This is a genomic window from Bradyrhizobium iriomotense (genome assembly GCF_030160715.1).
In the GTDB taxonomy this organism is placed as follows: Bacteria; Pseudomonadota; Alphaproteobacteria; order Rhizobiales; family Xanthobacteraceae; genus Bradyrhizobium; species Bradyrhizobium iriomotense.
Genome location: NZ_BSOW01000001.1, coordinates 102044 through 128532, shown reverse-complemented (window position 1 = coordinate 128532; position 26489 = coordinate 102044). Strand labels below are relative to the sequence as shown.

The window sequence follows — 26489 nt, the reverse complement described above, 5'->3', positions numbered from 1 at the left end:
TGCGCCCTTGGCTCAGATCATGTTTTGGCCGCCGTTCGCCGAAATCGTCGCCCCCGTGATGAAACCTGCATCGTCGGATGCAAGGAACGAGACAACACGGGCGATCTCATGCGGTTCGCCCAGACGGCCGACCGGGATCTGCGGCAGGATGTTCTTGGCGACGATCTCCGGATTGATCGCCTTCACCATGTCAGTGGCGATATAGCCGGGGCAGATCGCGTTGACGGTGATGCCTGCCCGCGCCCCCTCCAGGGCGAGCGCCTTAACGAAGCCGATGTCGCCCGCCTTGGCCGCGGAATAATTGACCTGGCCCATCTGGCCCTTCTGGCCGTTGATCGACGAGATGCAGATCACCCGGCCGAACTTGCGCTCGCGCATCCCGTCCCACACCGGCCTCGTCATGTTGAAGAGCGAGTTGAGGTTGGTGTTGATGACGGCGTACCACTGGTCGGGCGTCATCTTGTGGAACATGCCGTCCTTGGTGATGCCCGCATTGTTGACCAGTACATCGACCGGGCCGAGCTCGGCCTCGACCTGCTTCAGGCCCGCCACGCAGGCGTCGTAGTTCGAGACGTCCCATTTGTAGACGTTGATGCCGGTCTGGCTTTTGAACTTCGCGGCCGCTTCGTCATTGCCGGCATAGCTCGCCGCGACCTTGTAGCCGGCCGCCTTGAGCGCGATTGAAATCGCCTCTCCGATGCCGCGCGTTCCGCCGGTCACCACCGCAACCCTCGACATAGTTCCCTCCTGATCCTGATCAGTTTGTCTTGCGGCTCCCCGAGAGCCCCGTCTTTCGCGGACGGCCTGGTGCCGTCCGCCTCATGCCCGATTGGAGCGACTGGAGTCGCTCGCCGGCTCAGCGCTCCACAGTGAGGGCGACGCCCATGCCGCCGCCGATGCACAGCGTGGCGAGGCCCTTCTTCGCTTTGCGTTTCTGCATCTCGAACAGAAGGGTCGTCAGGACCCGCGCGCCGGACGCGCCGATCGGATGACCGATGGCGATAGCGCCGCCGTTCACGTTCACGATCGACGGATCCCAGCCCATGTCCTTGTTGACGGCGATGGCCTGCGCGGCGAAGGCTTCGTTGGCCTCGACGAGATCGAGATCCCCAACCTTCCAGCTGGCTTTCTCGAGCGCCTTGCGGGACGCCGGAATCGGTCCCGACCCCATGACCGCGGGATCGACGCCTGCGGTTGCCCAGGACACGATCTTCGCGAGCGGCGTGAGGCCGCGCTTGCTGGCTTCATCCGCGCTCATCAGCACCAGAGCGGCCGCGCCGTCGTTGATTCCCGAGGCGTTGCCGGCGGTCACTGTGCCCTCCTTGTTGAAGGCGGGCTTCAGCTTCCCGAGCGCGTCGACGGTCGTGCCCGGCCGGATATATTCATCCTGGTCGACGACGATGTCGCCCTTTCGGGTCTTGACGGTGACGGGAACGATCTCGTCCTTGAACCTGCCCGCCTTCTGGGCGTCTTCGGCCTTGTTCTGCGAACCGGCCGCGAATGCGTCCTGCTCCGCGCGGCTGATCTGCCATTTGGTAGCAATGTTCTCCGCGGTGACTCCCATGTGATAGCCGTGGAAAGCATCCATCAGGCCGTCCTTCAGCATGGAGTCGACGAACTTGACGTCGCCCATCTTGGTGCCCGGCCGCAGGTGCGACAGATGTGGCGCCATCGACATCGATTCCATCCCGCCCGCGACAATGACCTTCGCATCGCCGTTCGCGATCTGCTGAAGACCAAGGGCCACCGACCGCAGCCCCGAACCGCAAAGCTGATTCATGCCCCATGCCGTCTTCTCCCGCGGAATGCCGGCCGCCATCGCCGCCTGGCGCGCAGGATTCTGCCCCTCACCGCCGGCCAGCACCTGGCCCAGGATGACCTCGTCCACGTCTTCAGGAGAAACCTTGGCGCGTTCGAGGGCGGCCTTGATCGCAACGGCGCCGAGCTCATGCGCGGAGATCGAGCCCAAGGCTCCGTTGAAGGAACCGACCGGTGTCCGCGCTGCGGAGACAATAACTACATCCGTCATGAATCAACTCCCCTTTTTCCGATTTGAACGAATAACAGTCCGCAGCGCGCACCGTATTCAGAGGCTTTGAGGCTCGCTCACCGCCATCTCGAAGTCCGCGGGATCGACGTCCCGATCGAGCGCGACGCGCAGCTTCCCGCGGTCAAGCTCCCCTTCCCACCAAGCGACCACGACGCATGCCACGCCGTTGCCGCAGAGATTCGTCAGGGCGCGGCATTCGCTCATGAACTTGTCGATGCCGAGCACGATCGCCATGCCAGGCAGAAGCTCCGGCCGGACCGCAGCGAGCGTACCTGCCAGCGTGATGAAACCCGCTCCGGTAATTCCCGAGGCCCCTTTCGATGTCAGCATGGCAACGATCAGAATCGTCATCTGCTCGCCGAAGGTCAGATCGACGTTCATTGCCTGAGCAATAAAGAGAGTAGCCAGCGTCATGTAGATGTTGGTGCCATCCAGGTTGAACGAGTAACCGGTCGGGACGACCAACCCGACCACCGACTTGGAGCAACCGAGGATCTCGAGCTTCTCCATCAGCTGCGGTAGCGCGCTCTCGGAAGATGACGTACCGAGCACGATCAGCAGCTCGTCCTTGATGTATTTTAGGAACTTGAAGATCGAGAAACCGGCAATGCGGGCGATCAGGCCGAGGCCGACGACAACGAACAGCAGCGCCGTCAGATAGAAAGTCGCGATCAGCCCCGCAAGATTACCGAGCGCCTGAGGTCCGTAGCGGCCGATCGTGAAGGCCATTGCACCAAAGGCACCGATCGGCGCGATCTTCACGATGATCGAAATGACCCCGAACATTGCGTAAGCGACATCGTCGATGAACGCACGGACCGTGTGGGCCCGCTCGCCGAGGCCCATCAGCGCGAAGCCGAACAAAATCGCGAACAGCAGAACCTGGAGGATTTCACCTTGCGCGAATGCCCCGACGACCGTATCGGGGATGATGTGCAGGACGAAGTCGACCGACTTCATTTCGCTCGCCTGCTTGGCATAGCCGGCGACCGCCGCCGCGTTCGATTGGCCCTGGAAGCCCGCGCCCGGCCGCAGCACGTTGGCGACGATCAGGCCGAGCGCCAGCGCAAAGGTCGAAACCACCTCGAAGTAGACGAGCGCCTTGACCGCCACGCGGCCGACCTTCTTTACCTCCGAGATGTGGGCAATTCCGGAAACCACCGTGCAGAAGATGATCGGCGCAATCGCCATCTTGATGAGCTTGACGAAGCCGTCGCCCATCGCCTTGATCCAGTCGTTCTTCGCGAGATCAGGCCAGAGCCAGCCGACGATGACGCCCAGCACGATTGCTACGAGCACCTGCACATAGAGAATCCGGTAAAACGGTTTCTTCTGTGGCGCGGTCGTCGTTGCATGCATGTGTCTTCTCCCTGGTCTCGCTGTGTCTGCGTGGCGGCAAGCGATGCTATTTCTTCTGCGGTGGCAGATCGGTGCAATGTCCCTCGAACACCTCAGCCGCCATGCCGATGGACTCGCCGAGCGTCGGGTGCGGGTGAATGGTCTTGCCGATATCTGCCGGCTCGCAGCCCATCTCGATCGCGAGACAGATCTCGCTGATGAGGTCGCCTGCGTGCGTCCCGACGATCCCGCCACCGATCACGCGGTGAGTGGACGCATCGAACAGCAGCTTGGTGAACCCCTCGTCGCGACCATTGGCGATGGCGCGGCCGGAGGCCGCCCAGGGGAAGACCGCCTTGCCGACCTTGATGCCCTCGGCCTTGCACTGGTCTTCGGTCTTGCCGGCCCAGGCGACCTCGGGATCGGTGTAGGCGACGGACGGAATCTGCCGCGCGTCGAAATAGGATTTTTCGCCATGAGCGACTTCCGCCGCGACATGGCCTTCATGCACGGCCTTGTGCGCAAGCATCGGCTGCCCCACGATATCGCCGATTGCGAAGACGTGCGCCACATTGGTGCGCATCTGCTTGTCGACATCGATGAACCCGCGCTCGGTTACGGCTACGCCGGCCTTCTCGGCCCCGATGTTCTTGCCGTTCGGGCTTCGGCCGACCGATACCAGAACGAGGTCATAGACCTGCGGCTCCGCAGGCGCCTGCTCGCCTTCGAACTTCACCTCGATCCCGGCTTCAGTCGCCTTGGCGCCCACCGTTTTGGTCTTCAACATGACCTTGTCGAAGCGCTTGGCATTCATCCTGTCCCAGACCTTGACCAGGTCGCGGTCAGCTCCCTGCATCAGGCCGTCGAGCATTTCGACGACGTCGATGCGGGTGCCGAGCGTTGAATAGACCGTCGCCATTTCAAGCCCGATGATGCCTCCGCCGATCACCAGCATGCGCTTGGGGATCGATTTGAGCTGGAGCGCGCCAGTCGAATCGACGATACGGGGATCCTCCGGCAGGAACGGCAGATTCACGGCCTGGCTGCCGGCGGCAATGACCGCCTTGGCGAACCTGATCGTTTTCTTGCCGCCGGCCGCGGCGACCTCGAGATGATGCGGATCGAGGAAGGTGCCGACGCCCGTCACAACCTCGACCTTGCGGGCCTTCGCCATCCCGGCGAGGCCACCGGTCAGCTTCTTGACGACGCCGTCCTTGAATGCGCGCAACTTGCCGAGGTCGATCTGCGGCGCTCCAAAGGAAATCCCGTGGTCGGGGAGATGCTTGACCTCGTCGACCACGGATGCCGTATGCAGCAGCGCCTTGCTCGGGATACAGCCGACATTGAGACAGACACCGCCGAGCGTGTCGTAACGCTCGACCAGCACGGTCCTCATGCCGAGATCAGCGGCACGGAAAGCCGCCGAGTAGCCGCCGGGACCCGCGCCCAGCACCAGCATGTCGCATTCGATATCCGCCTTGCCGGAATAGGATGCTGCGGAAGGCGCGGCCGGCGGCGGGCTGGCAGTCGCCGCCGGCTGCGCTGCTGGCGCGGGCTTCGGCGCGGCCGCCGTGCCCTCTGCCTCCAGCAACAGGATCATCGAGCCTTCGCTCACCTTGTCGCCGGTCTTGACCCTCACTTCCTTGACCACGCCCGCATGCGAGGACGGAATCTCCATCGAGGCCTTGTCGGACTCGACCATGATAAGGCTGGTGTCGACAGCGACGGTCTCGCCGGCCTTTACCAAGACCTCGATCACCGCGACGTCCTTGAAGTCGCCGATATCCGGGACCTTCACTTCGATCTGCTGAGCCATGCTGCCCCTCCTGATTTCAGAACAGCACGCGCCGCAAATCGGCGAGCACGTTGGCGAAGTAGACGTTGAAGCGCGCCGCCGCGGCGCCGTCGATGACGCGATGATCCCAGGACAGCGACAGCGGCAAGGTCAGGCGTGAGGTCCAGGTCTTGCCATCAGCCGAATGCTGCTTCCAATAGCCCTTGCACACGCCCATGATCGCGACTTCCGGCGCGTTGATGATCGGCGTGAAGTAAATGCCGCCGATGCCGCCGAGCGAGGAGATCGAAAAGGTCCCACCCTGCATCTGGTCGGGCTTGATCTTGCCTTCGCGCGCGAGCTTGGCGAGGTCGTTCATCTCCTTGGCGATGTCCGGCACCGACTTCTTGTCGGCATCACGGATCACCGGCACCATCAAGCCGTTCGGCGTGTCCGCTGCAAAGCCGATGTGCCAGTAGTTCTTGTAAACCAGCGTGTCGCCGTCGAGACTTGCGTTGAACTCCGGGAACTTCTTGAGCGTCGCGACCGCGGCCTTGACCATGAACGGCAGGAGCGAAAGCTTCACGCCGCTCTTCTCCAGCTCCTTGTTCATCTTCACCCGGAACTGTTCGAGGTCGGTGATATCGGCCTCGTCGTGGGTCGTGACGTGCGGAATGACGACCCAGTTGCGGTGAAGGTTGGCCGCCGAAATCTTCTTGATGCGTCCGAGCTCCTTGCGCTCGACGGGCCCGAACTTCGCGAAATCCACCTTGGGCCAGGGCAGAAGATCGATCCCGCCGACACCGCCTCCGCTTGCGGCCGCGGCTTGCGGCTTGGCCGGCGCGGCTCCGCCCTTGGCGAAAGCCTCGAGGTCTTCACGCAGGATGCGGCCGTGATTGCCTGAGCCATTCACCTTGCCGAGATCGACGCCGAGCTCGCGCGCGAGCTTGCGCACCGCCGGCCCCGCATAGGCGAGCGCGAAAGCCTTCTCGTCGACTGCGCCGGCCTGCGCCGCAGGAGCAGCCGCGGGCACGGGCGATGTGGGCGCAGGCGAAGGCGAGCCTGCGGCGGCAGCCGCGTCGCTGGTCGCAAGCACGAGGATAACAGAGCCCTCGCTCACCTTGTCGCCGGTCTTGACCTTGATCTCGCGGACCGTGCCCGCGAGCGGTGCCGGCACTTCCATCGTCGCCTTGTCCGACTCGAGCGCGATCAGGGGATCCTCTGCCTTCACGCTGTCGCCCGGTTTGACGAAGATCTCGATGACCGGAACGTCCTTGAAGTCGCCGATATCGGGTACCCGCACCTCGGCGACGCCCGCCGGCGCGCTGACGGGCGATGGCGGTGCGCTGACGACCGGGCGAGTCTCGACCTGCTCGGCCCCCGCGCCCTCGAATTGCACGATCACCGCGCCTTCGCTCACCTTGTCGCCGACCTTGACGACCACAGACTTCACCACGCCGTCGCGCGGCGACGGCACCTCCATGGTCGCCTTGTCGGACTCCAGCGCAACCAGCGGATCTTCGGCCTTCACCTTGTCGCCCGGTTTGACGAAGACCTCGATCACCGGGACGTCCTTGAAGTCACCGATATCGGGAACCTTGATGTCGATCACACCGCTCATCGTTCTGCCTCGGCTCCGCTGCGTCACACGGTCCAGGGCGCAGAGCGCCCAGCGTCGATTTGATATTTGGCGATCGCCTCGGCCACGACCGCCGGCTTGATGGCTCCATCGTCGGCGAGTGCCTTGAGCGCAGCGACGGCGACGTAATGCCGGTCGACCTCGAAGAACTTGCGGAGCTTCACGCGATAGTCGCTGCGACCGAAGCCGTCCGTGCCGAGCACGACATAGCGGCGCCCGGCCGCCTGGACGTATTCCCGGATCTGATCCGGGTAGTTGCGCATGTAGTCGGTGGAGGCCACGACCGGCCCGGCATGTCCTTCCAGCTGCGTCTCCACCCAACTCTTGCGCCGCGGCTCGGTCGGATGCAGCAGATTCCAGCGCTCCGCGGCCATGCCGTCGCGACGCAGCTCGTTGAAGCTCGTCGCGCTCCACACATCCGCGGTCACGCCGAAGTCGGCCTTGAGCAGATCGGCGGCCGCCATCACTTCGCGCAGGATCGTACCGGAGCCGACAAGCTGGACGCGAAGACCCTTCTTCGCCGTCTCGCCTCCGCTGTTCAGCAGATAGAGTCCCCTGAGAATTCCCTCTTCCGCACCCTTGCCGGCGTCGGCGAGCGCGGGATGCGGATAATTCTCATTCATCAACGTGATGTAGTAGTAGACGTCCTCCTGCACCTCGTACATGCGCCGCATGCCTTCACGCACGATCGTCACGACCTCATAGGCAAAGGTCGGATCGTAGGACACGCAGTTCGGGATGGTGCCGGCAAGAATGTGGCTATGCCCGTCCTCGTGTTGCAACCCTTCGCCATTCAGCGTGGTGCGTCCGGCGGTGCCGCCGAGAAGGAATCCTCTCGCACGCATATCCCCCGCGAGCCAGGCTAGATCGCCGACGCGCTGAAGACCGAACATCGAGTAGTAGATATAGAATGGAATCATCGGCACGTTGTTCGTGCTGTAGGAGGTCGCCGCGACGATCCAGCTCGACATGGCGCCGCCTTCGTTGATGCCCTCCTGGAAGACCTGCCCGCTCTTGTCCTCGCGGTAGTACATGAGCTGATCGGCGTCCTGCGGACGGTAGAGCTGACCGACCGAAGAGTAGATGCCGAGCTGGCGGAACATGCCTTCCATACCGAAGGTTCGCGACTCGTCCGGCACGATCGGCACGATATGCTTGCCAATCGCCTTGTCGCGCACGAGGGCGCCGAGCATCTGCACGAAGGCCATCGTGGTCGAAATTTCGCGGTCGCCCGTGCTTTCGAGCAGCCGCTGGAAGGCCGAGAGCGGTGGAATTTGCAAGGATTCCGACTTGCGTCTGCGCTGCGGCAGGCTGCCGCCGAGCTTTTCACGCTGCGCCCGGAAGTATTTCATCTCCGGGCTGTCTTCCGGCAGGCGAAGGAACGGGACCTTCGCCAGGTCCTCGTCGGCGACCGGCACCTGGAAGCGATCGCGGAAGCCGCGCAGAGCGTCCTGCGTCATCTTCTTGGCCTGGTGCGCGATCATCTGGCCTTCGCCCGACTCGCCCATGCCGAAGCCCTTGACGGTCTTGGGCAGAATGACGGTGGGCTGTCCCTTGTGATTCACCGCGGCGGCGTAGGCCGCAAAGACCTTCTCCGGATCGTGGCCGCCACGCGCCAGCTTCCAGATATCGTCATCACTCATGTCGGCGACGAGTTGCTTCAGCTCGTCATACTTGCCGAAGAAGTGCTCGCGGATGTAGGCACCGCTCTTGCTCTTGAAATCCTGGTACTCGCCGTCGACGCACTCCTCCATGCGCCTCAGCAGCAAGCCGCTCTTATCTTTCTCCAGCAGGCGATCCCATCCCGATCCCCACAGCACCTTGATGACGTTCCAGCCCGCTCCGCGGAAGACACTCTCGAGCTCCTGAACGATCTTGCCGTTGCCTCGAACGGGCCCGTCGAGTCGCTGGAGGTTGCAGTTGATGACGAAGATGAGGTTGTCGAGCTTCTCGCGGCCGGCGAGCGAGATCGCGCCGAGCGATTCCGGCTCGTCCGTCTCGCCGTCGCCCATGAAGGCCCAGACCTTGCGGTTCGAGGTCTCGGCGAGATTGCGATTCTGGAGATATTTCAGGAATCGCGCCTGATAGATCGCGATCAGGGGCCCCAGTCCCATCGACACCGTCGGGAATTGCCAGAAGTCGGGCATGAGCCAGGGGTGCGGATAGCTCGACAGACCCTTGCCAGCGGCCTCCTGCCTGAAGCTGAGGAGTTGCTCCTCGCTCAGCCGTCCCTCGAGAAAGGCGCGCGCGTAGATGCCGGGTGAACTGTGCCCTTGGACGAGAATCAGATCGCCGCCGTGCGCCTCCGTCGGCGCGTGCCAGAAATGACCGAAACCGATGTCGTAGAGTGTCGCGGCCGACTGGAAGCTTGCAATATGGCCGCCGAGCTCCGAGCTCTCTTTATTGGCACGGAGCACGATCGCAAGGGCATTCCACCGGATGATCGAGCGCAGCTTGTGCTCGATCGCACGATCGCCCGGCAATGCGGGCTGCTGACCCACCGGAATTGTGTTGCAATAGGGTGTCGTCAACGTCTGCTGGATGCCGAGCCCGCCCTTGCGGGCGGCGTCAATCACCGTATTGACGACGAACTCGGCTCGCTCGCTGCCGCGGTGACCCTGTATTGCCGACAGCGCATCCAACCACTCCTGGGTTTCCTGCGGATCCAGGTCGTGCGGGTCTGCAACTGTCATTGCGTCCTCCATTGCATGCTAAACCGGCGTCAAGCGTCGAGGCGCACGCCCGCCCGTGCGCTCCGGCTTGAGGCGGCGCGCAATGCTGGGCAGGCGATGTCGCCTGTCGCTCTAGGTGAGGAATTGAATGCTGGTTGGCATCTGAGCGTTCCCCTCGTCGTGCTTGTTCTGGAGCTCGTGCTCCTTTTGCCGACGACCTAAGCAGCATCCGTGCCAGCTCCCCAAAGGTTGAGCCAATCGCCGCATCCTCTTCATTTTGCTTGAGAATGCCGGCAGACCTGCCCAGCCTCCGGGCCTGACCAGAGACGATCTGTCCGAAGCTCCGGAAAACGGGCCGGAGGGCTCATCCGAAATGTCGGACCGCCATGCCAACAGTTCCGAAGACATCGCCGATATCGACCCGGTCTCGTAATCCGAATGGGCCACGGCACGATGCGAAGCTGCTCACAGGCTACCTGGCAGCCGGCTACTCGTGGTTGATATTTTCCCACGTGCCCGCGGCACGATCAGAGATCTTCGAGGCGACGCCAAGACTGTTGCACGCGGCGATCGTCTCTGCTGAACGCAAAATAGTAACCGCCGCTGCCGGGCTGGTCATGTCGACGATCAATCGCAACGCCCGAATAATGGCAATACAGCAGAGTGCCGACGCCACCGTGGCCGACAAAGAGCACATCGCCCGGTTTGTTGCGAGCCAGGACGCGCTCGACCTCGCGGACGATCCGCGACTGGGCGTCAACCGCCCGCTCCCAGCCCCGAACGCTGATCTGAGGCTGCGCAAAAAACTGATCGGCGACCGCCTGAAACTCGTCAGGCATCAAGAAGCCGGTTGCGGATCGGTCATTCTCATGCATCGCCTCCCGCACCTCTACCTCGAGGTTCAGCTTCGCGGCGATGATCTCGGCTGTCTCGATCGCCTTCCGCTCGCCGCTGGAGATGATCTGCGTGGTCTGCGAGAGCTGCCCCGTGCTCGCGACTGCCTCCGTGCGAGCCCTCCCGATCTCGCTCAGGCCCCAGGACGGGACGGGGATCGCCGGATCAATGTTCACCTGGGGATGGGTGAGATAGCGTACGAGGCTCGTCATGAGCTAAGCATCGTTCTGCGTCGAGACCCGCAGGCTCGCGGCATCGAAGACGTGCACGTCCCGAGCTGCGGCGAAGAACGTAGCTCGTTCGCCGGGCATCGGGGTCTGCCTGCCGCGGACCTCGGCAACGAACAACCTGTCGTCGGCGCGGCGCACATAGGCGAACGAGGATTCGCCGAGCCGCTCGACCAGTTCGACGACGCCTTCCACGGCGAAGGGACCGTCTTCGCCTCGGCCAAGATGCTCCGGACGGACACCGACCGTCAGCGTGTCGCCGACCCTCAACGAGGCCGTCGGCAGATCGAAGCTGCGAAAGCCGGGCCCGGCCACGCGCGCGCATCCGCCTTCGACGCTGCCAACCTTGGCTTCGAAGAAATTCATCGCGGGCGAGCCAATGAAGCCGGCGACGAATAGATTGGCCGGCGCATAGTAGAGATCGAGCGGCCTGCCGACCTGCTCGATGCAGCCCTTGTTCATCACGACGATGCGATCGGCGAGCGTCATCGCCTCGACCTGGTCGTGCGTGACATAGACGATCGTCGATTTCAGCAGCCTGTGCAAATTCGCGATCTCGACGCGTGTCGAGACGCGCAAGGCCGCATCGAGATTGGAGAGCGGCTCGTCGAACAGGAAAACAGCGGGCTCGCGCACGATCGCGCGGCCGATCGCAACGCGCTGACGCTGGCCGCCCGAGAGATCACGCGGATAGCGCTCGAGCAGCTCCTCGAGCCGCAGCATGCGGGCCGCCTCCGCGACGCGCCGCTCGCGTTCGGCCGGCGGGACCCCGGTGAACTTCAACCCGAACGTCATGTTCTTGCGCACATTCATGTGCGGATAGAGCGCGTAGGACTGGAACACCATCGCGATGCCGCGCTCGGCGGGCGCGAGCGTGTTGACGGGCTTGCCGGCGATATGGATGTCGCCGCCCGATGCGCCGTCGAGCCCGGCAATCATGCGCAGAAGCGTCGACTTGCCGCAGCCTGAAGGGCCGACGAGAACGACGAACTCACCGTCCTCGATTTTCAGGTTGACGTCGTTGAGCACTGTCGTCGCGCCATAACGCTTGTTGAGGTGCTCGATGCGCAGATTGGCCATTCTGACAACCTATTTGACTGCGCCGGAGGTGAGGCCTGCGATGAGTTGGCGCGAAAGGATCACGTAGATCACGACGACCGGCAGGATCGCCATCGACAGCGCGGCGAGCACGGAATTCCAGTCGGTGATGTACTGGCCAAGAAACTGCTGCACGCCGAGCGTGACCGTATGCGTCGAGTCGCTCGACGTCAGGATCAGCGGAAACCAGAGGTCGTTCCAGATCGGCACGATCGTGAAGACAGCGACAGTCGCGATCGCCGGCCGCAGCAGCGGCGCGACCACTTCGAAGAAGATGCGGGTTTCCGGCACGCCATCGCAGCGCGCGGCGTCGCGCAGATCCTTGGGGATCTGCTGGATGAACTCGCTCAATATGAAGATCGACATCGGCAGGCCTTGCGCGACGTAGACGAGGATCAAGGCCGTCAGCGTATCGTTGAGGCCGGCGGACCGCATCATGTTGAGGATCGCGACGGAGCCAAGCCGAATCGGCACCATGATGCCGATCGACAGAAACAGTGCCAGCGCCGTCGAACCGCGAAAGCGGTATTCGGTCAGCGCCCAGGCTGCCATCGCGCCAAACAGCAGCACGAGCGCCATGCTGACGAGGGTCACGATCAGCGAATTCGAATAGTAGGTCAGGATATGCGAGGAGCGAAAAACCTTCTCATAGCCGACGAGGCTGAAGGTTGTAGCGTCCGGCGGCGCCAGCGGGCTCCCGAAGATGGCGCTGCGCGTCTTGAACGAATTCATCACGACGAGCAGGATCGGACCGACCGCCAGCAGGCTGTAGGCGATCAGGACCAGATGGACACCGAGGCTCCTTGCGCGCTGCTCAGCCGTCATGCCGCCCCCTCAGAAAGCGAAACGGCGGATACGCCGCTGCACGAGGAAGAGATAGAGGCAGAGGCCGACGAGGATGATGAAGAACATGACGGTCGCGACCGCGGACCCCATCGTCGGATTGCCGAGCTGAAGCTGGTTGCCGAAGAAGGTGCGGTAGAAGAACGTGCCGAGAATGTCGGTCGCGAAATTCGGCCCCGCAAGCGCGCCCTTGACCGAATAGATCAGATCGAAAGCGTTGAAGTTGGCGACGAAGGTCAGAACCGAGACCAGGCTGATCGTCGGCAGGACGAGCGGAAGCTTGATGTGGAAGAAGATGCGGAAATGTCCGAGCCCGTCGACGCGTGCCGCGTCGATCAACTCGTCGGGGATGTTGAGCAGCGCGGCATAGATCAGCATCATCGGGATGCCGACGAATTGCCAGACGGAAATGAGGGACAGGGTGACGAGCGCGCTCGATTCGAGCCCCAGCCAGGGAGCGAACAGTGAGCCCAACCCCACCGCCTTCAAGGCGCCTGACGCTACGCCCCAGAGCGGGGAAAGAATCAGGTTCCAGGAGAAGCCGACGATGACGACCGAAAGCATCGTCGGCAGAAACATGACGGTGCGATAGAAGCCCTTCAGCCTCAGGCCCGGCAGGCTCAGCAATCCTGCGAGCGCGATGCCGATCGGATTCTGCACGCACATGTGCACGGCGAAGAATATCAGATTGTTGCCGAAGGCATTCCAGAACGGCTTCGACCACAGCGCGTCGCCGAGCAGCGTTTGGAAATTGGCAAGCCCGACGAAATGCCGCCCTCCGGACGGATCGCTCGTGTAGGTGGAGAGCGCCATCGTCGCGACGAGCGGATAGATCGAGAACAGGCTGTAGATCGCGACCGCCGGTCCGAGAAAGAACAGCAGAAGGCCCGCGAGTTTTGCGCGAGGCATCTGTGCGGTGATGTTCGAGACCGATTCGGGCATGACGGAAAGAGATCAAACCTACCGTGCGTTATCGTCCCTCTCCGCGCTTGCGGCTCGTGCCATCGGTCAGCGGAGTGTGCAGCAATGATCGAACAAAACGAGGAAAGTCCCTCTCCCCGCGAAAGCGAGGAGAGGGACTGGCGTCATTTGGCGGGCTTGTACCACTTGTCGAGGCCATCCTGCAGCTGCTTGCCGGCGGCATCAGGCGTCAGTTTGCCGTTGACGACCTGCGCCGACACGTTCCAAAGCTCGTTTTCCAGATTTGGCGTGCCGCGCGACAGGATCTGATACGAGTTGCGGATCGTCGACTTGCAGGTCTGGCGCCATCCGACCATCGTCGCCGCGACGTCGTCCTCGACCTTCACCGGAGTCTTGGCGAGCGGGAAGAAGCCGGGAAGCGCATTGGCGTAGATCGTTGCGAATTCCGGCGTCGTCAGCCATTCCAGGAACTTCTTTGCGTCTTCCTTGTTCTTCGACGCTGCGTTGATCCCCATCGCGATGTCGGTGTGATCGGAGATATAGCAATCCGTCGTGCCGGCCGGCTGCGGCGGCGGGAATGCACCCATGGCGAATTTCGCTTGGCCGCGGAAGGTCGAGATGTCCCACGAGCCAGCCGCATAGATCGCGCCCTTGCCGAGCGAGAACAGGTTCTGACTGTCGGCGTAGGTCTGCGCCTGGAAGCCCGATCCGAGATACGGCGCCCAGCTTGCGATCTCCTTGAACGCCGCGACGTATTGCGGGTCGGTGAGCTTCTCCTTGCCGGCAATCAGATTGGCGCGACCGGCCTCGCCCTTCCAATAGTCGGGCCCGACGTTCTGGAAGCCCATGGTCGCGGCCTCCCACTGGTCAGCCGTGCCCATCACCAGCGGGACATAGGTCCCGTCCTTCTTGAATTTCTCAAGCACGGCGTGGAATTCCTCGAGCGTCTTCGGCTCGGACACGCCGACCTTGGCGAAAGCTTCCTTGTTGTAGATGAACCCTGCGATGACGGAAGCGATCGGGACGCAGAACGTGGTTTTGCCATCGTCCGTTTGCCATGCGGCCTTCGCGACATCAGAGAAATTGTCCATGCCCTTGAGGCCGTCGACCCCGTCGAGCTGATGCTTTTGATAGAGCGCGAGCGAGGCGTCGAACGGACGGCACGTGATGAGATCGCCGGCGGTGCCGCCGTCGAGCCGCGCGTTGAGCGCGGCGTTGTATTCCTTGGGCGCCGAAGGCGCGAATTCGATCTTGATGTCGGGATACTGCTTGTTGAAGGCGGGAATGATCTTCGAGTTCCAGATGTCGGCGTCGTCATTGCGCCAGCTCTCGATCTTCAACGAGCCTGCCTGGGCCGACGCAAGCCCCGCAAGCAACGCCAACGCGGCAACCTCAGCTCCCATTGCAGCCTTGAATGTCCGTCTCATGCTACGCTCCCTTGTTCGGGCTTTGGCCCGTGATTCCATTGGCGCTTGCGCGGCGCAACGCGTCGTCTATCCGGCCTTCCGCAGCAGCGAGCCACGTGACGGCTTCGCTCATGCTGACGATACCGCAGGCAATCAGGATCGCCGGCTTGACCTCGCCGCCGGCCTCGCGCAGTGCCGCACCCGCTTTGGCATCGCTGACGCCGGCGATCGTTGCGACGATCCCGCGCGCCCGCTCGCGCAGTTTCGCATTGTCGGCCTTCAGATTGACCATCAGGCCCTGATGGATGTGACCAAGCTCGAATCCCATCAATGACGAGAGCATGCCGAGCGCGGCCTTTTGCGCAGCTCCGGCCGCAAGGCGTGTCGAGCCCCGCAGCGCCTCCTCCCCGCTCTCGAGCAGGATCGACGCGTCGGCACCGACCAGCAAGGGCGAGCCTGGACGATGCGCGATGCCGATCACGAAAGCGCCGCGACGGCGCGCCTCGGCGGCGGCCGCGACGGTGAACGGCGTCGAGCCGCTCGCCGATACGACGATCACGGCATCACGAGAGAGGTCACCGAGCCCGGTCATGGCACGCTCACCGGCTGCGGCATCATCCTCCGCCGACCCATCGATGCGGAACGGCTCGGCGGTCCCACCGGGCAGGACAATCGCGATGCGGCTCTCATCGAGTCCGAACGTACCGGGAAGCTCGGCTGCATCTTCGGCCGCCGCAAGACCGGAGGAGCCTGCACCCGCGTAGACCAGACGCCCGCCTGCCCGCCAGATCGCCGCAAGGCGAAGCGCGGCGGCGCGGATGTCTTCGGAGGCAGATGCGACCGAAGCAATCGCGCGGCGGAAGGATGCGAGCATCGCCTCCGCGAACACCGCCTCGTTGATCATCACGACACCGGCGGTGTCGCGCCACCTCTCTCCGTCCGTCTCCAAGCTCGGCAGTACCGACATCGTGAATACCAATGGTAGATACCTCTTGTATTTGTTTTAGCCACGTGACATACCACTTGTCTAGAGGCGTTAAGAAATTTTTTAGGAGGCTCCTTGGCGACGGCCCAGTTCTTCCTCGGTGTGGACGGTGGCGGGACCCGCTGCCGCGCGAGACTGCGGGATTCGTCGGGCCGCGAGCTCGGGCGCGGCCTTGGGCCGGCTTCGAACATCTATCTCGATTTCGACGAGGCCATGCGGGTCGTCCGTGAAACGATGGAGTCCGCAATTGCCGCCGGCGCGCCAAGGCAGGAGATTGCCGTCGGGCTTAGCCTTGCCGGACTTTCGGACGACAAGGAAGCAGAGCGCGTCTCCGCTGCCCTGCCCGGCTTTGCACGAGTCGTCGCTGTCAATGATGCGATCGCCGCCTGCGTCGGCGCCAATGGCCTCGGCGACGGCGGCTTGATCATCGCGGGAACGGGCTCGGCGGGCATCGCTCGCGTGGGAAATCGGACGACTATCATCGGCGGACGCGGTTTCTGGCTCGGCGATGACGGATCTGCCGCACGCCTCGGCGAGTCGGCATTGCGCGCGACGCTGCGTGCGATCGACGGCCTCGAGCCGATGAGCGGACTCGCACAAGCGCTCGGACGCCATTTCGATGACGATCCATTGCGGATGAGCCGCTGGGCAGCGGACGCGAGGCCCAGGGACTACGGCGCCTTCGCACCCCAGATCCTGGACGTCGCAAGGTCCGGAGATATGCGCGCCCGCGAAATCGTCGGCGAAGCGGCCAGCGCGATAGCGGCACTTGCGAACGCGCTGAATACGCTTGGTGCCGAGCGCATTGCGCTCGCCGGCGGCTTCGGTGAGCCCTTGCGTCCCTTTTTGCCGCCTGATGTGGCCAAGCGCCTCGCCCCGCCGCGGCGCGACGCAGTGGACGGCGCCATCCTGCTCGCCGGCGGAACGCTCGCGGAGGACGCGGCATGTCCTTGACGGTCGAAACCGCACCGGGCCAGAAGCTCTATCGTGCCGTGGTCGACGCGCTTCGGCGCGAGATCGAGATCGGACGCTTCGCGGAGACGCAATTGCTTCCGGCCGAGCGCGTGTTGTGCGAGCTGCTCGATGTATCGCGCACCACGCTGCGCAAGGCGATTGCCGATCTGATCGCCGAAGGCGTGCTGTTTCACCGCCATGGCGCCGGGACCTTCATCCATCGCGCAACGCCGCGCGTCGAACAGCCCTCCTCGCGGCTGACGAGCTTCACGGAAGACATGCGGCTGCGCGGATTGGAGGCGAGCTCGCGCGAGCTCGAGCGCGGCGTGTTCCTGCCGACGCCGGAAGAGGCCATGATGCTTGGCGTACGGCCGAACGAACGCGTGTTCCGGCTCGGCCGACTGCGCCTGGCCGACGGTTCGCCCATGGCGATCGAGCGCGCCGCCATTCCGATACGCTTCCTTCCTGAACAGGATTCGGTCGGCAGCTCGCTTTACGAGGCGCTCTCCGCGAGAGGCTTCAAGCCCACCCGGGGCCTGCAGCGCTTGCGTGCGACCCTCGTCGACAATGCGGATGCGGAACTGCTCGGCGTCGCACTGGACAGCCCGGCGCTCTATATCCAGCGTATCGCTTATCTCGCCGACGGATCCTGCGTCGAGTTCACAAAATCCTGGTACCGTGCCGACGCCTATGATTTCGTCTCCGAACTCACGTTGTCGCCGCCGGCCCGAAAGGCGCACCGATGACGACCCACATGTTTCAGGAGATCGGCGAGGCAGGCGATGCGGTCGCGCGCCAGCTTGGCCAGAATGCGGAGCGCCTCGCTGAGCTTGGGGCGCGGCTACGCGGCCTCGATCCGCCGCTCGTTGCGACCATCGCCCGCGGCTCGTCGGATTGCTGCGCGCTCTATCTGAAATACCTCGTCGAGATCGTTTCGGGGGTGCCCTGTGCCTCCATCGGCCCCTCCATCGCGACGCTTTATCGTACGCCGATGCGCCTCGAAGGCGGCGTTTCCGTCGCGATCTCGCAATCGGGACGCAGCCCGGACATCGTCGAAATGCAGCGCGCCGCACGACGCGGCGGTGCGCTGGCCGTCGCACTTGTCAACGACGTGGCCTCACCGCTTGCGCAAGAGGCCGAAGTGCTGCTGCCATTGTGCGCCGGCACGGAATGTTCCGTCGCAGCGACCAAATCGATGGTTGCAGGTCTGGTCGCGGGCGCGAGCCTCGTCGCGGCCTGGCGCGAGGATCGGCCGCTCGCAGACGCCCTCACCGGCCTGCCGGACGTCCTGCGCGGGCAGGCGGCGCCGCCGCCCGCAGCGATGCTCGAGAGGCTCGCAAATGCCCGCAGCGCATTCGTGCTCGGCCGCGGCGCGACGCTTGCGATCGCCGCGGAGGCGGCCCTGAAGCTCAAGGAGACCTGCGCGATTCACGCCGAGGCCTACTCCGCGGCCGAGGTGCTGCATGGCCCGGCCGAACTGGTGGCCCCGGGCTTTCCCGTCATCGCCTTCCTGCCGTCCGACGCAGCGCGGGAAGGCATGCTGCCGACACTCGCGGCGCTGGCCAATGCCGGCGCGACGGTGATTACGATCGAAGCGGGCGGCGCCGATGAGGCGGATCGTCTCGCGACGGCGAAAGTCGAGGCGACGCTGCTGGAGCCCATCGTCATGATCCACCGCTTCTACCGCCTTGCCGAGGCGCTTGCGCGCCAGCTCGGGCGCGATCCCGACCGCCCGCGCAACCTGCGCAAGGTGACGGAGACTGTCTGATGACCGTTCTGTCCGGCGCGCGGATTTTTGATGGCGAGCATTTTCTCGACGACCACGCAGTCGTCGTCGAAGGCGGGCGCATCGCGGCAATCGTCCCTCACGCCGAGAGACCGCACGACGACGTGCGCGATCTCGGCGGCGGCCTGCTCGTGCCCGGCTTTATCGATGTGCAGGTCAATGGCGGCGGTGGCGTCCTGTTCAACGCGGACCCGACGCCAGAAGGCATCGCCCGCATTGCCACGGCCCATCGCGGGCACGGCACCGTCGGGCTGCTGCCGACGCTCGTGACCGACACGCCGCAGGTGACGGCAGCGGCGATCGCCGCAACGCGCGAGGCGCGGCACCTGACCGCGGCGACGCTCGGCATCCATTTGGAAGGGCCCTTCCTGGATCCGAAGCGCAAGGGCGCGCATGAGCTCCGATACATACGCGACCTCGGGCCTGGCGACCTTACGACGATCGTCGAGGCGAATTGCGGCGCGGTCATGCTGACTCTCGCGCCCAATCGGGTCCGCGCGGAGAGCATTGCCGAGCTCGCGCGGCATGGCGTACTCATCTCGCTCGGCCATTCCGATGCAAGCTACGCGGAGGCGTGCGCGGCCGTCAAAGCCGGCGCGCGGGCGTTCACCCATCTGTTCAATGCAATGAGTGCGCCCGCCGGGCGCGAGCCGGGTATGGTCGGCGCCGCGCTCGATCTCACCGATCCATTCGTCGGCATCATCGCGGACGGTCACCACGTGCACGAGGCGAACCTGCGTATCGCCTTCGCCGCCAAGCGGCATGACCGTTTCATGCTGATTACCGACGCGATGCCACCGGCCGCGGACGGGCCGGATCAGTTCGATCTACAGGGCCGCCGCGTGACACGCCTAGAGGGCTGCCTGCGGCTCGAGGATGGAACGCTCGCAGGCTCCGTTCTGACCATGGACGAAGCCGTACGCTACGCTGTCAACGTCACGCGACTCGATCTCGCCGATGCCCTCGCGATGGCCTCGCGCGTGCCCGCGACGTTTCTGCGGCGCGAGACGGAGCTCGGCCGCATTGCCCCCGGATATCTGGCGAGCCTCGTGCATCTCGACGACGATTTGCGCGTGCTCGAAACCTGGATCGAGGGCCAGCCGGCCGCCGACGGCTCCTGACGCACGGATCTGGCGGGCGTTGTTTCGATTGAAGGACGCGATTGAGCCATGTCTTCTTCCTCTTCGTCGACATCGCACCCCATCCGCGTTCTCGTGGTTGGCCTCGGCACCATGGGAACCAGCCACGCCCGCGCCTACAACGCGATCGAAGGCTTCGAACTCGTTGGCCTCTGCACCTCTCGCGCGGCCGAGCGTCATGACCTCGATACCGAGTTTCGTGGTCTGCCGCGTTTCGAACGATACGACGAGGCACTCGCGACGCTGCGCCCCGACGCCGTCGCGATCTGCACCTACACCGAGCATCACGCCGTCATGGCCCTTCAGGCTTTTGCGGCGGGCGCGCACGTGTTCTGCGAGAAGCCGCTCGCCGACACGCTGGAGGCCGCCGGGAGTGTGGTCGACGCCGCGCGCGCAAGCGGAAAGGCGCTGCTGGTCGGCTATATCCTGCGCGTCCATCCGTCATGGTCGCGCTTCGTCGAGATAGGCCGCACGCTCGGAAAGCCGCTCGTGATGCGCATGAATCTCAACCAGCAATCGGCCGGCTCCTTCTGGGAGGTTCACAAGAAGCTCATGCTGTCGACCTCGCCCATCGTCGATTGCGGCGTGCACTATGTCGACATCATGTGCCAGGTGACACGCTCGCGGCCGATCGCCGTGCACGCCGTCGGGGCGCGGCTCACGGACGAGATTGCACCTGGCATGTACAACTACGGCCATCTTCACATCGTGTTCGAAGACGGATCAGTTGGTTGGTACGAAGTTGGTTGGGGACCGATGATGAGCGAGACCGCCCATTTCGTGAAGGACATTATCGGGCCGAACGGCAGCGTGTCGATTGTTGCGAAGGAGAGCACCGATACGACAGCGAGCTCGGCGGACCATGATACGCATACGCGCACCAACGCGCTCCATATCCATCACGCAGCCCGCAATCTGGAGGGCCGCTTCGCGAGGCCCGACGAACTCCTCTCGACCGAGGACGAACCAGGCCATCAGGAGCTCTGCGAGCGCGAGCAGCAGCTATTTCTCAGAGCCATCCGTGGCGAGGTCGACTTGTCCGAGCATCACGAGGCCGCGATCAACTCGCTGCGCATCGTCTTTGCAGCCGACGCCAGCGTTCGGAGCGGCGAAGTCGTGCGTCTGTAATAGCGACACACGAGCTTTCGCGCCTGCGGTATCCTATTCAGTCGCCCCGATCTTAAGTGTAACCGGTCCTTCGATTGTGCCGATGGTCAAGGGTTCCGTCACACCCACCGGCTTCACATGCAAGCGGTCGAACGCCGGGCGGAAACCGCCTTGCGTCGCTCCCGTCAATTCGAGGCCGCTCGCTTTACGGCGCAAGTGAAAGGACAGAAGCAGGGCATCGGTGCGCCAAGCCGCCATGTCGCCGTCGTCCTCGTAGAGATCGGCGGTGGAATGCGACGCCGGTGCGCCGAATATCATAAGCGACCGCTCGCCGGGATTGCCGGCCGAATCGATGTCGACGACCGGGATCATGGCTCCGGCACGGACGAATACTGGCAACCGTCCCAAGGATGCGGCAATTTGCACCGTCTCCCCGCCGGCGAAGTGCCGGCCATCGTGCCAGTCATACCAGCCGCCTTCATGCGCAGGCAGCAGAACGCGGCGATCGGAAGCGCCCTCCTCGAGCACGGGCGCGACGAGCAGATCGGGGCCGAGCATGAAGGCGTCCTCGATGCCCCTCACCGCCGCATCGTCCGGGAAATCCCAGAACAGCGGACGCACCGCGGGCTCATGGTCGCGGCTGGCGCGCCACATCTGTGTGTAGAGGTAGGGCAGCAGCCGGTGCCGCAGCCCGATCACCGCACGCACCTGCGGCAACACGGATGGGTGCATCCAGGGCAGAGTGACCGAGCCGTCGTCGTTCCATGAGTTCATGATCATGCGCGGCCAGAGCGCGCAGAACTCGACGAAGCGGCAGAGCAATTCCGGGGTTGGCCTTGGACCATGGAAACCGCCGACATCGTGGCCGATGTTGAACAGCCCGGACAGGCTCATGTTGAGGCCCTGGGTGAGATTGAAGCGCAACGTCTTCCAGGCAGTTTCGTTGTCACCCGACCAGGTCTGGCCATAGCGCGCAAGCCCCGCCGGCCCGGCACGGGTGATGACGTAGGGCCGCCGCGTGGGTGATCGGTCGGCCTGCGCGTCGAAGGAGACCTTCGTCATCAGCAGCGCCTGCGCCGGACGCGCCAGCGCCTGGGCGAAGGGGCGACCATCACCGGCACAGACCGCGTCCTCATCCCAGATCTCGAACTCATTGTTGTCGCTCCACATGGAAACGACGCCATGATCGAGCAGCGCATGCTCGATGCCCTGGCGCCACCACCGGCGCCCGTCGGGATTTGTGAAGTCGACGTGAAAGCCGACGCCATCCCAGAACTGCGCGACGGCTGGAGCTCCCGTCACCTTGTCCTTCACCAGGATGCCGGCGTCGATGGCCTCGGTGAGCCGGGGATGATCGTCGAGCAGGCACGGCTTGATGTTGGTCACCGGCTGCGTGCCGGCTTCGACGAGCCGAGCCATGGTCGCGGATGGATCGGGAAACTTGTCGTGGTTCCAGTTGAACACGTAGCGACGCCCGCCGATCGAGGTATAGCCGGAACCGAAATGGAAGCTGTCGCAACGAATGGCGTGGCGGCGGCAGTCGGCGATGAACTCCGTGACCCGCCGGTCGGCGTCGGGCGCATCCGCGATCGCCATCGACGTGACGCCGAACCCGAGCGACCAGCGCGGCGCAAAGGCCTGCCCCCCTGTGAGCCAGGAGAAACGACGCACGACCTCGCGCACACTGGGCCCGGCGAGCACGTAGAAGTCGAGGTCGCCATCGTCGGCCCGATAAGACCGGAACGTGCCATGGTAATTGTCGATCGTGCAGCCGAGATCGACCGATCCGGTGGCAAGATTGTCATAGAAAATGCCGTGAGCGCCTTGTGGCCCGTCGACGATGACGAGAGGCAGCATCTTGTAGAGCGGATCGCTCAGCTCGGCATCAAACCCGCAAGGGTCTACCGCGTCGATGGCAAAGCGCCGTCCCGTGCGATCCAGCGGGCCCGCCTTGTCGCCGAGGCCATAGTGGCGTTCGTCCGGATGACGCGCCATCATGTGCGCAATGGCCGGGGTTTTGTTGGACACAAAATAGGCCTGGGTCGGCCGATCGCGCAGGAATGCCTCGACCTCTCCATCACGACGCCAGGAAATGCCGAACGGACGGAGCGTGACCTCGGCCGTCAGTCCCGCTGCCGCGACGCTGACGGTGCCCTCACCCACCGTGACCGTCAGCGCGGGATTGGCGAATCCCGACAGATCATCGCGGTCGCGTCCTCTATACGGCGGCTCGATGCCGCCAGGCGCCAGCGACCAGCCCCGATCAAGTCGAAAGCCGTCCGCGCGGCGCAACGTCACCCGGCCGAGATCGCGCTCGAGGATGCGCACCGCGATGGTTGCTCCCTGCCCGACGTCGAACATTGCGGCTCCGCCCTCGCACCCGCGATAGCGGCCCTCAACCAGGGCTTTCATGTCTCAGCACTCCATCATTGGTCTTGTTTTATCGTCGCCTGCCATCGCGATTCAGCGGCCCGGCCGCACGGCAGCGCCCTGGGCGTCGAACAGGTGAAGGTGGGCCGGCTCGAAACGAACCGGGAGAGTCTCGCCGCGGCCCCGCAGCGCCTGACCGTTCTGCCGCACCGTGATCTGCGGCAGGCCGGGCGCGCTGGCATAGAAATACGTGTCGCCGCCGAGTTGCTCGACGAGGTCGATGGTGAGTGTCAGATCGGCCGCGCCGTCAGCGAGCGCGATATGCTCGGGCCGCACGCCGAGCGTGGCCGATGCGCCTACAGCGAGCGAACCCGTCGTTACCTTGATCGGTTCACCGGTCTCGCCGACTCGTACCAGCCCTGGCGAAATCACCTGCACCGGCAGCAGATTCATGCGCGGCGAGCCGATGAAGCCCGCAACAAAGAGATTGTCCGGCCGATTGTAGAGGTCGAGCGGCGTGCCAACCTGCTCGATGCGGCCGCCGCGCAGCACGACAATGCGGTGCGCCATGGTCATCGCCTCGACCTGATCGTGAGTGACGTAGATCATGGTGCCGCCGATCTCCGCATGCAGCGCCGCGAGCTCCTTGCGGGTGGCAACGCGCAGTTCGGCGTCGAGATTGGACAACGGCTCGTCGAGCAGGAATATCTTGGGATCGCGGACGATCGCGCGACCAATCGCCACGCGCTGCCGCTGGCCGCCCGACAGCGCCTTCGGCTTGCGCTCGAGATACTCGGTGAGGCGCAGCATCTTGGCCGCGCGCCGAACCCGGCCATCGGTCTCGGTATGCGCAAGACCCATGTTCTCGAGCGCAAAGGCCATGTTCTTGTAGACCGTCATGTGCGGATAGAGCGCGTAGGACTGAAATACCATGGCGAGTCCCCGGTCCGACGCCGGCACGCGCGTGACGTCGAGGCCATCGATGGCAATCTCGCCGTCAGTGACGTCCTCGAGCCCGGCGATGATGCGCAGCAAGGTCGACTTGCCGCAGCCGGACGGGCCGACGAAGACGATGAATTCGCCGTCCGCAATCGCAAGATCGACGCCGTGGATCACGGCGATCGTCCCGTAGGCCTTGCGGACGCCCTTGAGAGTCAGGCCAGCCATGACGACTCCCTCGCCATCATTTCATCCCCGTATTGGCTATACCGGTGGCGATGAAGCGCTGCAGAAAGACGAAGACGAGAGCCACCGGGATCAGCGAGACCACCGTCATCGCCAGGAGATAATTCCACTGGGTCTGCAGCTCCCCCTGGAAGGCGTTCAGACCGATCTGCAGCGTGAAGGATTCTGACTTGGTGAGCACCGCGAGCGGCCATAGAAACTCATTCCACCGCCACATGATGGAAAAGATGGCCAGCACTGCCAGGGCCGGTGCCGCCAGCGGCATGACGATCCGCCAGTAGATTTGCCACTCGCTTGCCTTGTCCATGCGCGCCGCCTCGATGAGGTCTCGCGGCAGCGTCAGCATGTATTGTCGTAACAGGAACACGCCCGTGGGCGTCGCGGCGCCCGGAAGAATGACCGCCCAGAGCGAATTGACGAGGCCGAGTTTCGTGACGACGAGATAGACGGGCACGAGAATAATGGTGATCGGGATCATGAGGGTGCCAATCACCATCAGCATGGCGATGGTCTTGCCTCTGAATTCGTAGATGGAGAGAGCATAGGCTGCCATCGAATTGATGAGCAGCGTGATCAGTGTTGCGATCATCGTGACGAACACCGAGTTCCACAAATAGCGCGTGAAGGCGAATTTCTGGAGCGGCTCGGTGTAGTTCGAGGTCATGAAACTCAGGTGCCGGACCGGCGCGAGCTTGGCCGTTGCCACGCGATATTGCTGTTTGGGATCGGCCGGGTCGACCATCTGGGCGATCAACCCGATGCGCCTGATTTGCGCGAGCTCGCGACGCTCGCCATTGTCGAGGGTAGCTGCAAAAAGCGGCAGGGGTTGCGGGAAGCCCGCGATCCGGACCTCCTGCTGGGACAACGGCAGCAGCGAGGGCGGAAATTCCAGGAGACTCGCCTGGGTCTTGAACGAGGACAGGACCAGCCACACGACAGGCCCGAACATCAGGATGACGCCAAGCCCCAGATAGGCATAGGCGGCGATGTCAGTCCAATGCCAGTGCCCGCTCCGACGTCGGGCGCGCAGCAGCTGAATAGGCTTCATGAGGCGCTCCGGGTGCGAGACAACTGCGCCAGCGTGAGCAGAAACAGCACGACGCCAAGCACGATCGACGCCGCCGCGGCGAGGCCGAAATTCTGCACCTGGCTCGCAAACGCCGTTTCATAAATGTACTGCACGATCATCAGGGTTGCGGTGCCTGGTCCGCCGCCGGTCAGCACGAACACCTCATCGAAGGTCTGCACGCCGCGGATCAGCGCGAGCACGATCACCACGATGAGGTTCGGCCAGAGCAGCGGCAGCGTGATCCGCCAGAGCACACGCCAGCGCGGCGTCGCGTCCATCTGCGCCGCTTCGTAGAGATCGGCTGGAATGGCCTGCAACCCCGCGAGCAGGATGAGCGTGTAGAAGCCCATATGCGCCCAGACCGAGACGAAGACCGACCAGAACATCGCCCAGCCGGGATCCACGAAGAACAGGATCTTCTGCCCGCCGATCATGGTGAGCCCGGCGTTCAAGAGGCCGTCGCGCTGCAGGATCCATTTCCACACCAGCGCAACCACGACCGGTGACAGCAGCACCGGAAAGAAATAGACCGCGCGAAAAAAGCCGCGGCCGCGGATCGGCATGTTCAGGACCAGCGCGGTGACGAGCGAAAACGTCACCATGGAGACGAGCTGGAAGATGGTGAAACGCAGCGTATTCGCAACGCCGCGCCAGAAATGATCGACCCGGCACGAAGCGGGATCGAAGAAGGAGCCGCAATCGAACAGATAGGCGTACTGATCGGTCCCGACATAGGGGCGCTGCGAAGGAAACAGCGACTCCCCGCCCGTGAACGAAAACACCAGATCGATCGCAAGCGGGACGAACACGAACAACGAGAAGAAAACGAGGTTCGGCAGCAGAAACACATAGGCCATCCGCCGCTCGCCGACGAGCTGCTGCAACAGGCGCATCGGACGATCGACGAGGCGCAGCAAGGCGCCGAGCACCGCACCGAACGCCGTCCCGCCCGCGCGGCGCAAACGCGCGAGCAGCGAGGCCGTCGGCGCGGCCTGCGGTTCAATGCCAGTTGGCAAATCGGTCATGCCGCCA

At 63.9% G+C, this 26489-nt stretch carries 21 protein-coding genes; 5 read left to right on the top strand and 16 right to left on the bottom strand.

Features of this window, described 5'->3' with window-relative positions; all coding sequences use genetic code 11:
* Nucleotides 1-12: 12 nt before the first annotated feature.
* The 12 genes from phbB to QQL28_RS00515 form a co-directional block, all read right to left on the bottom strand.
* Nucleotides 13-738, bottom strand: a complete 726-nt coding sequence (phbB, locus tag QQL28_RS00570; protein ID WP_284260107.1) for an acetoacetyl-CoA reductase — start codon at nt 736-738, stop codon at nt 13-15.
* A 118-nt stretch (nt 739-856) separates the two neighbouring features.
* Entirely contained in the window at nt 857-2029 is a 1173-nt protein-coding gene (locus QQL28_RS00565) for an acetyl-CoA C-acetyltransferase (protein ID WP_284260105.1), read from the bottom strand.
* A 57-nt stretch (nt 2030-2086) separates the two neighbouring features.
* Nucleotides 2087-3409 carry a dicarboxylate/amino acid:cation symporter gene (locus QQL28_RS00560; RefSeq protein ID WP_284260103.1) on the bottom strand — a complete coding sequence of 441 codons (1323 nt, stop codon included), beginning with the start codon at nt 3407-3409 and terminating at the stop codon, nt 2087-2089.
* Nucleotides 3410-3455: 46 nt separating this feature from the next.
* Nucleotides 3456-5204 carry a dihydrolipoyl dehydrogenase gene (gene lpdA, locus QQL28_RS00555; RefSeq protein WP_284260101.1) on the bottom strand — a complete coding sequence of 583 codons (1749 nt, stop codon included), beginning with the start codon at nt 5202-5204 and terminating at the stop codon, nt 3456-3458.
* 16 nt (nt 5205-5220) lie between these two features.
* Nucleotides 5221-6783, bottom strand: coding sequence for a dihydrolipoyllysine-residue acetyltransferase (locus QQL28_RS00550; protein ID WP_284260099.1), 1563 nt, complete (start codon nt 6781-6783; stop codon nt 5221-5223).
* Between the two features lie 23 nt (nt 6784-6806).
* A complete protein-coding gene (aceE, locus tag QQL28_RS00545; protein ID WP_284260097.1) occupies nt 6807-9494 on the bottom strand; it encodes a pyruvate dehydrogenase (acetyl-transferring), homodimeric type in 2688 nt (895 codons plus the stop codon).
* Nucleotides 9495-10000: 506 nt separating this feature from the next.
* Nucleotides 10001-10579, bottom strand: coding sequence for a histidine phosphatase family protein (locus QQL28_RS00540; RefSeq protein WP_284260095.1), 579 nt, complete (start codon nt 10577-10579; stop codon nt 10001-10003).
* Nucleotides 10580-10582: 3 nt separating this feature from the next.
* Entirely contained in the window at nt 10583-11674 is a 1092-nt protein-coding gene (locus QQL28_RS00535) for an ABC transporter ATP-binding protein (RefSeq protein ID WP_284260093.1), read from the bottom strand.
* 9 nt (nt 11675-11683) lie between these two features.
* Complete coding sequence (locus QQL28_RS00530; protein WP_284260092.1) at nt 11684-12517, bottom strand: carbohydrate ABC transporter permease; 834 nt, start codon at nt 12515-12517, stop codon at nt 11684-11686.
* Between the two features lie 9 nt (nt 12518-12526).
* On the bottom strand, nt 12527-13477 hold the full coding sequence (locus tag QQL28_RS00525; protein WP_284260090.1) for a carbohydrate ABC transporter permease: 951 nt from the start codon (nt 13475-13477) through the stop codon (nt 12527-12529).
* A gap of 143 nt (nt 13478-13620) precedes the next feature.
* A complete protein-coding gene (locus QQL28_RS00520) occupies nt 13621-14883 on the bottom strand; it encodes an ABC transporter substrate-binding protein (protein WP_284260089.1) in 1263 nt (420 codons plus the stop codon).
* Nucleotide 14884: 1 nt separating this feature from the next.
* On the bottom strand, nt 14885-15829 hold the full coding sequence (locus QQL28_RS00515) for an N-acetylmuramic acid 6-phosphate etherase (protein ID WP_284260088.1): 945 nt from the start codon (nt 15827-15829) through the stop codon (nt 14885-14887).
* 93 nt (nt 15830-15922) lie between these two features.
* On the opposite strand from QQL28_RS00515, the gene QQL28_RS00510 reads away from it, so the two are divergent.
* Genes QQL28_RS00510 through QQL28_RS00490 form a run of 5 tightly spaced genes read left to right on the top strand, consistent with a single transcriptional unit; the run spans nt 15923 to nt 20854 of the window.
* The gene (locus tag QQL28_RS00510; RefSeq protein ID WP_284260087.1) at nt 15923-16801 is read left to right on the top strand and encodes a glucosamine kinase nucleotide-binding domain-containing protein; all 879 of its coding nucleotides are present in this window, start codon (nt 15923-15925) and stop codon (nt 16799-16801) included.
* The gene (locus tag QQL28_RS00505; RefSeq protein ID WP_284260086.1) at nt 16792-17547 is read left to right on the top strand and encodes a GntR family transcriptional regulator; all 756 of its coding nucleotides are present in this window, start codon (nt 16792-16794) and stop codon (nt 17545-17547) included. The genes QQL28_RS00510 and QQL28_RS00505 overlap by 10 nt, the downstream gene beginning before the upstream one ends.
* Nucleotides 17544-18569 carry an SIS domain-containing protein gene (locus tag QQL28_RS00500; protein WP_284260085.1) on the top strand — a complete coding sequence of 342 codons (1026 nt, stop codon included), beginning with the start codon at nt 17544-17546 and terminating at the stop codon, nt 18567-18569. Before QQL28_RS00505 ends, QQL28_RS00500 begins: the two co-directional genes overlap by 4 nt.
* Nucleotides 18569-19708 (top strand): N-acetylglucosamine-6-phosphate deacetylase, encoded by a 1140-nt coding sequence (gene nagA, locus QQL28_RS00495; protein WP_284260084.1) that lies wholly within the window; start codon nt 18569-18571, stop codon nt 19706-19708. Before QQL28_RS00500 ends, nagA begins: the two co-directional genes overlap by 1 nt.
* Nucleotides 19709-19756: 48 nt before the next feature.
* Nucleotides 19757-20854 (top strand): Gfo/Idh/MocA family protein, encoded by a 1098-nt coding sequence (locus tag QQL28_RS00490; RefSeq protein ID WP_284260083.1) that lies wholly within the window; start codon nt 19757-19759, stop codon nt 20852-20854.
* A 33-nt stretch (nt 20855-20887) separates the two neighbouring features.
* On the opposite strand, the gene QQL28_RS00485 is transcribed toward QQL28_RS00490, so the two are convergent.
* From QQL28_RS00485 to QQL28_RS00470, 4 genes are read right to left on the bottom strand one after another with little or no spacing between them, the layout of a single operon-like run.
* Entirely contained in the window at nt 20888-23245 is a 2358-nt protein-coding gene (locus QQL28_RS00485; RefSeq protein ID WP_284260082.1) for a glycoside hydrolase family 31 protein, read from the bottom strand.
* A gap of 51 nt (nt 23246-23296) precedes the next feature.
* Entirely contained in the window at nt 23297-24370 is a 1074-nt protein-coding gene (locus QQL28_RS00480; RefSeq protein ID WP_284260080.1) for an ABC transporter ATP-binding protein, read from the bottom strand.
* Between the two features lie 16 nt (nt 24371-24386).
* A complete protein-coding gene (locus QQL28_RS00475; RefSeq protein WP_284260078.1) occupies nt 24387-25436 on the bottom strand; it encodes a carbohydrate ABC transporter permease in 1050 nt (349 codons plus the stop codon).
* The gene (locus QQL28_RS00470; protein WP_431309552.1) at nt 25433-26482 is read right to left on the bottom strand and encodes a carbohydrate ABC transporter permease; all 1050 of its coding nucleotides are present in this window, start codon (nt 26480-26482) and stop codon (nt 25433-25435) included. Before QQL28_RS00470 ends, QQL28_RS00475 begins: the two co-directional genes overlap by 4 nt.
* Between the last annotated feature and the right edge of the window lie 7 nt (nt 26483-26489).

Excerpts from the sequence above, each read along its gene's own strand:
- phbB (WP_284260107.1), bottom strand. The coding sequence starts at position 738 with ATGTCGAGGGTTGCGGTGGTGACCGGCGGAACGCGCGGCATCGGAGAG.
- QQL28_RS00565 (WP_284260105.1), bottom strand. The coding sequence starts at position 2,029 with ATGACGGATGTAGTTATTGTCTCCGCAGCGCGGACACCGGTCGGTTCC.
- QQL28_RS00560 (WP_284260103.1), bottom strand. The coding sequence starts at position 3,409 with ATGCATGCAACGACGACCGCGCCACAGAAGAAACCGTTTTACCGGATT.
- lpdA (WP_284260101.1), bottom strand. The coding sequence starts at position 5,204 with ATGGCTCAGCAGATCGAAGTGAAGGTCCCGGATATCGGCGACTTCAAG.
- QQL28_RS00550 (WP_284260099.1), bottom strand. The coding sequence starts at position 6,783 with ATGAGCGGTGTGATCGACATCAAGGTTCCCGATATCGGTGACTTCAAG.
- aceE (WP_284260097.1), bottom strand. The coding sequence starts at position 9,494 with ATGACAGTTGCAGACCCGCACGACCTGGATCCGCAGGAAACCCAGGAG.
- QQL28_RS00540 (WP_284260095.1), bottom strand. The coding sequence starts at position 10,579 with ATGACGAGCCTCGTACGCTATCTCACCCATCCCCAGGTGAACATTGAT.
- QQL28_RS00535 (WP_284260093.1), bottom strand. The coding sequence starts at position 11,674 with ATGGCCAATCTGCGCATCGAGCACCTCAACAAGCGTTATGGCGCGACG.
- QQL28_RS00530 (WP_284260092.1), bottom strand. The coding sequence starts at position 12,517 with ATGACGGCTGAGCAGCGCGCAAGGAGCCTCGGTGTCCATCTGGTCCTG.
- QQL28_RS00525 (WP_284260090.1), bottom strand. The coding sequence starts at position 13,477 with ATGCCCGAATCGGTCTCGAACATCACCGCACAGATGCCTCGCGCAAAA.
- QQL28_RS00520 (WP_284260089.1), bottom strand. The coding sequence starts at position 14,883 with ATGAGACGGACATTCAAGGCTGCAATGGGAGCTGAGGTTGCCGCGTTG.
- QQL28_RS00515 (WP_284260088.1), bottom strand. The coding sequence starts at position 15,829 with ATGTCGGTACTGCCGAGCTTGGAGACGGACGGAGAGAGGTGGCGCGAC.
- QQL28_RS00505 (WP_284260086.1), top strand. The coding sequence starts at position 16,792 with ATGTCCTTGACGGTCGAAACCGCACCGGGCCAGAAGCTCTATCGTGCC.
- QQL28_RS00500 (WP_284260085.1), top strand. The coding sequence starts at position 17,544 with ATGACGACCCACATGTTTCAGGAGATCGGCGAGGCAGGCGATGCGGTC.
- nagA (WP_284260084.1), top strand. The coding sequence starts at position 18,569 with ATGACCGTTCTGTCCGGCGCGCGGATTTTTGATGGCGAGCATTTTCTC.
- QQL28_RS00490 (WP_284260083.1), top strand. The coding sequence starts at position 19,757 with ATGTCTTCTTCCTCTTCGTCGACATCGCACCCCATCCGCGTTCTCGTG.
- QQL28_RS00485 (WP_284260082.1), bottom strand. The coding sequence starts at position 23,245 with ATGAAAGCCCTGGTTGAGGGCCGCTATCGCGGGTGCGAGGGCGGAGCC.
- QQL28_RS00480 (WP_284260080.1), bottom strand. The coding sequence starts at position 24,370 with ATGGCTGGCCTGACTCTCAAGGGCGTCCGCAAGGCCTACGGGACGATC.
- QQL28_RS00475 (WP_284260078.1), bottom strand. The coding sequence starts at position 25,436 with ATGAAGCCTATTCAGCTGCTGCGCGCCCGACGTCGGAGCGGGCACTGG.
- QQL28_RS00470 (WP_431309552.1), bottom strand. The coding sequence starts at position 26,482 with ATGACCGATTTGCCAACTGGCATTGAACCGCAGGCCGCGCCGACGGCC.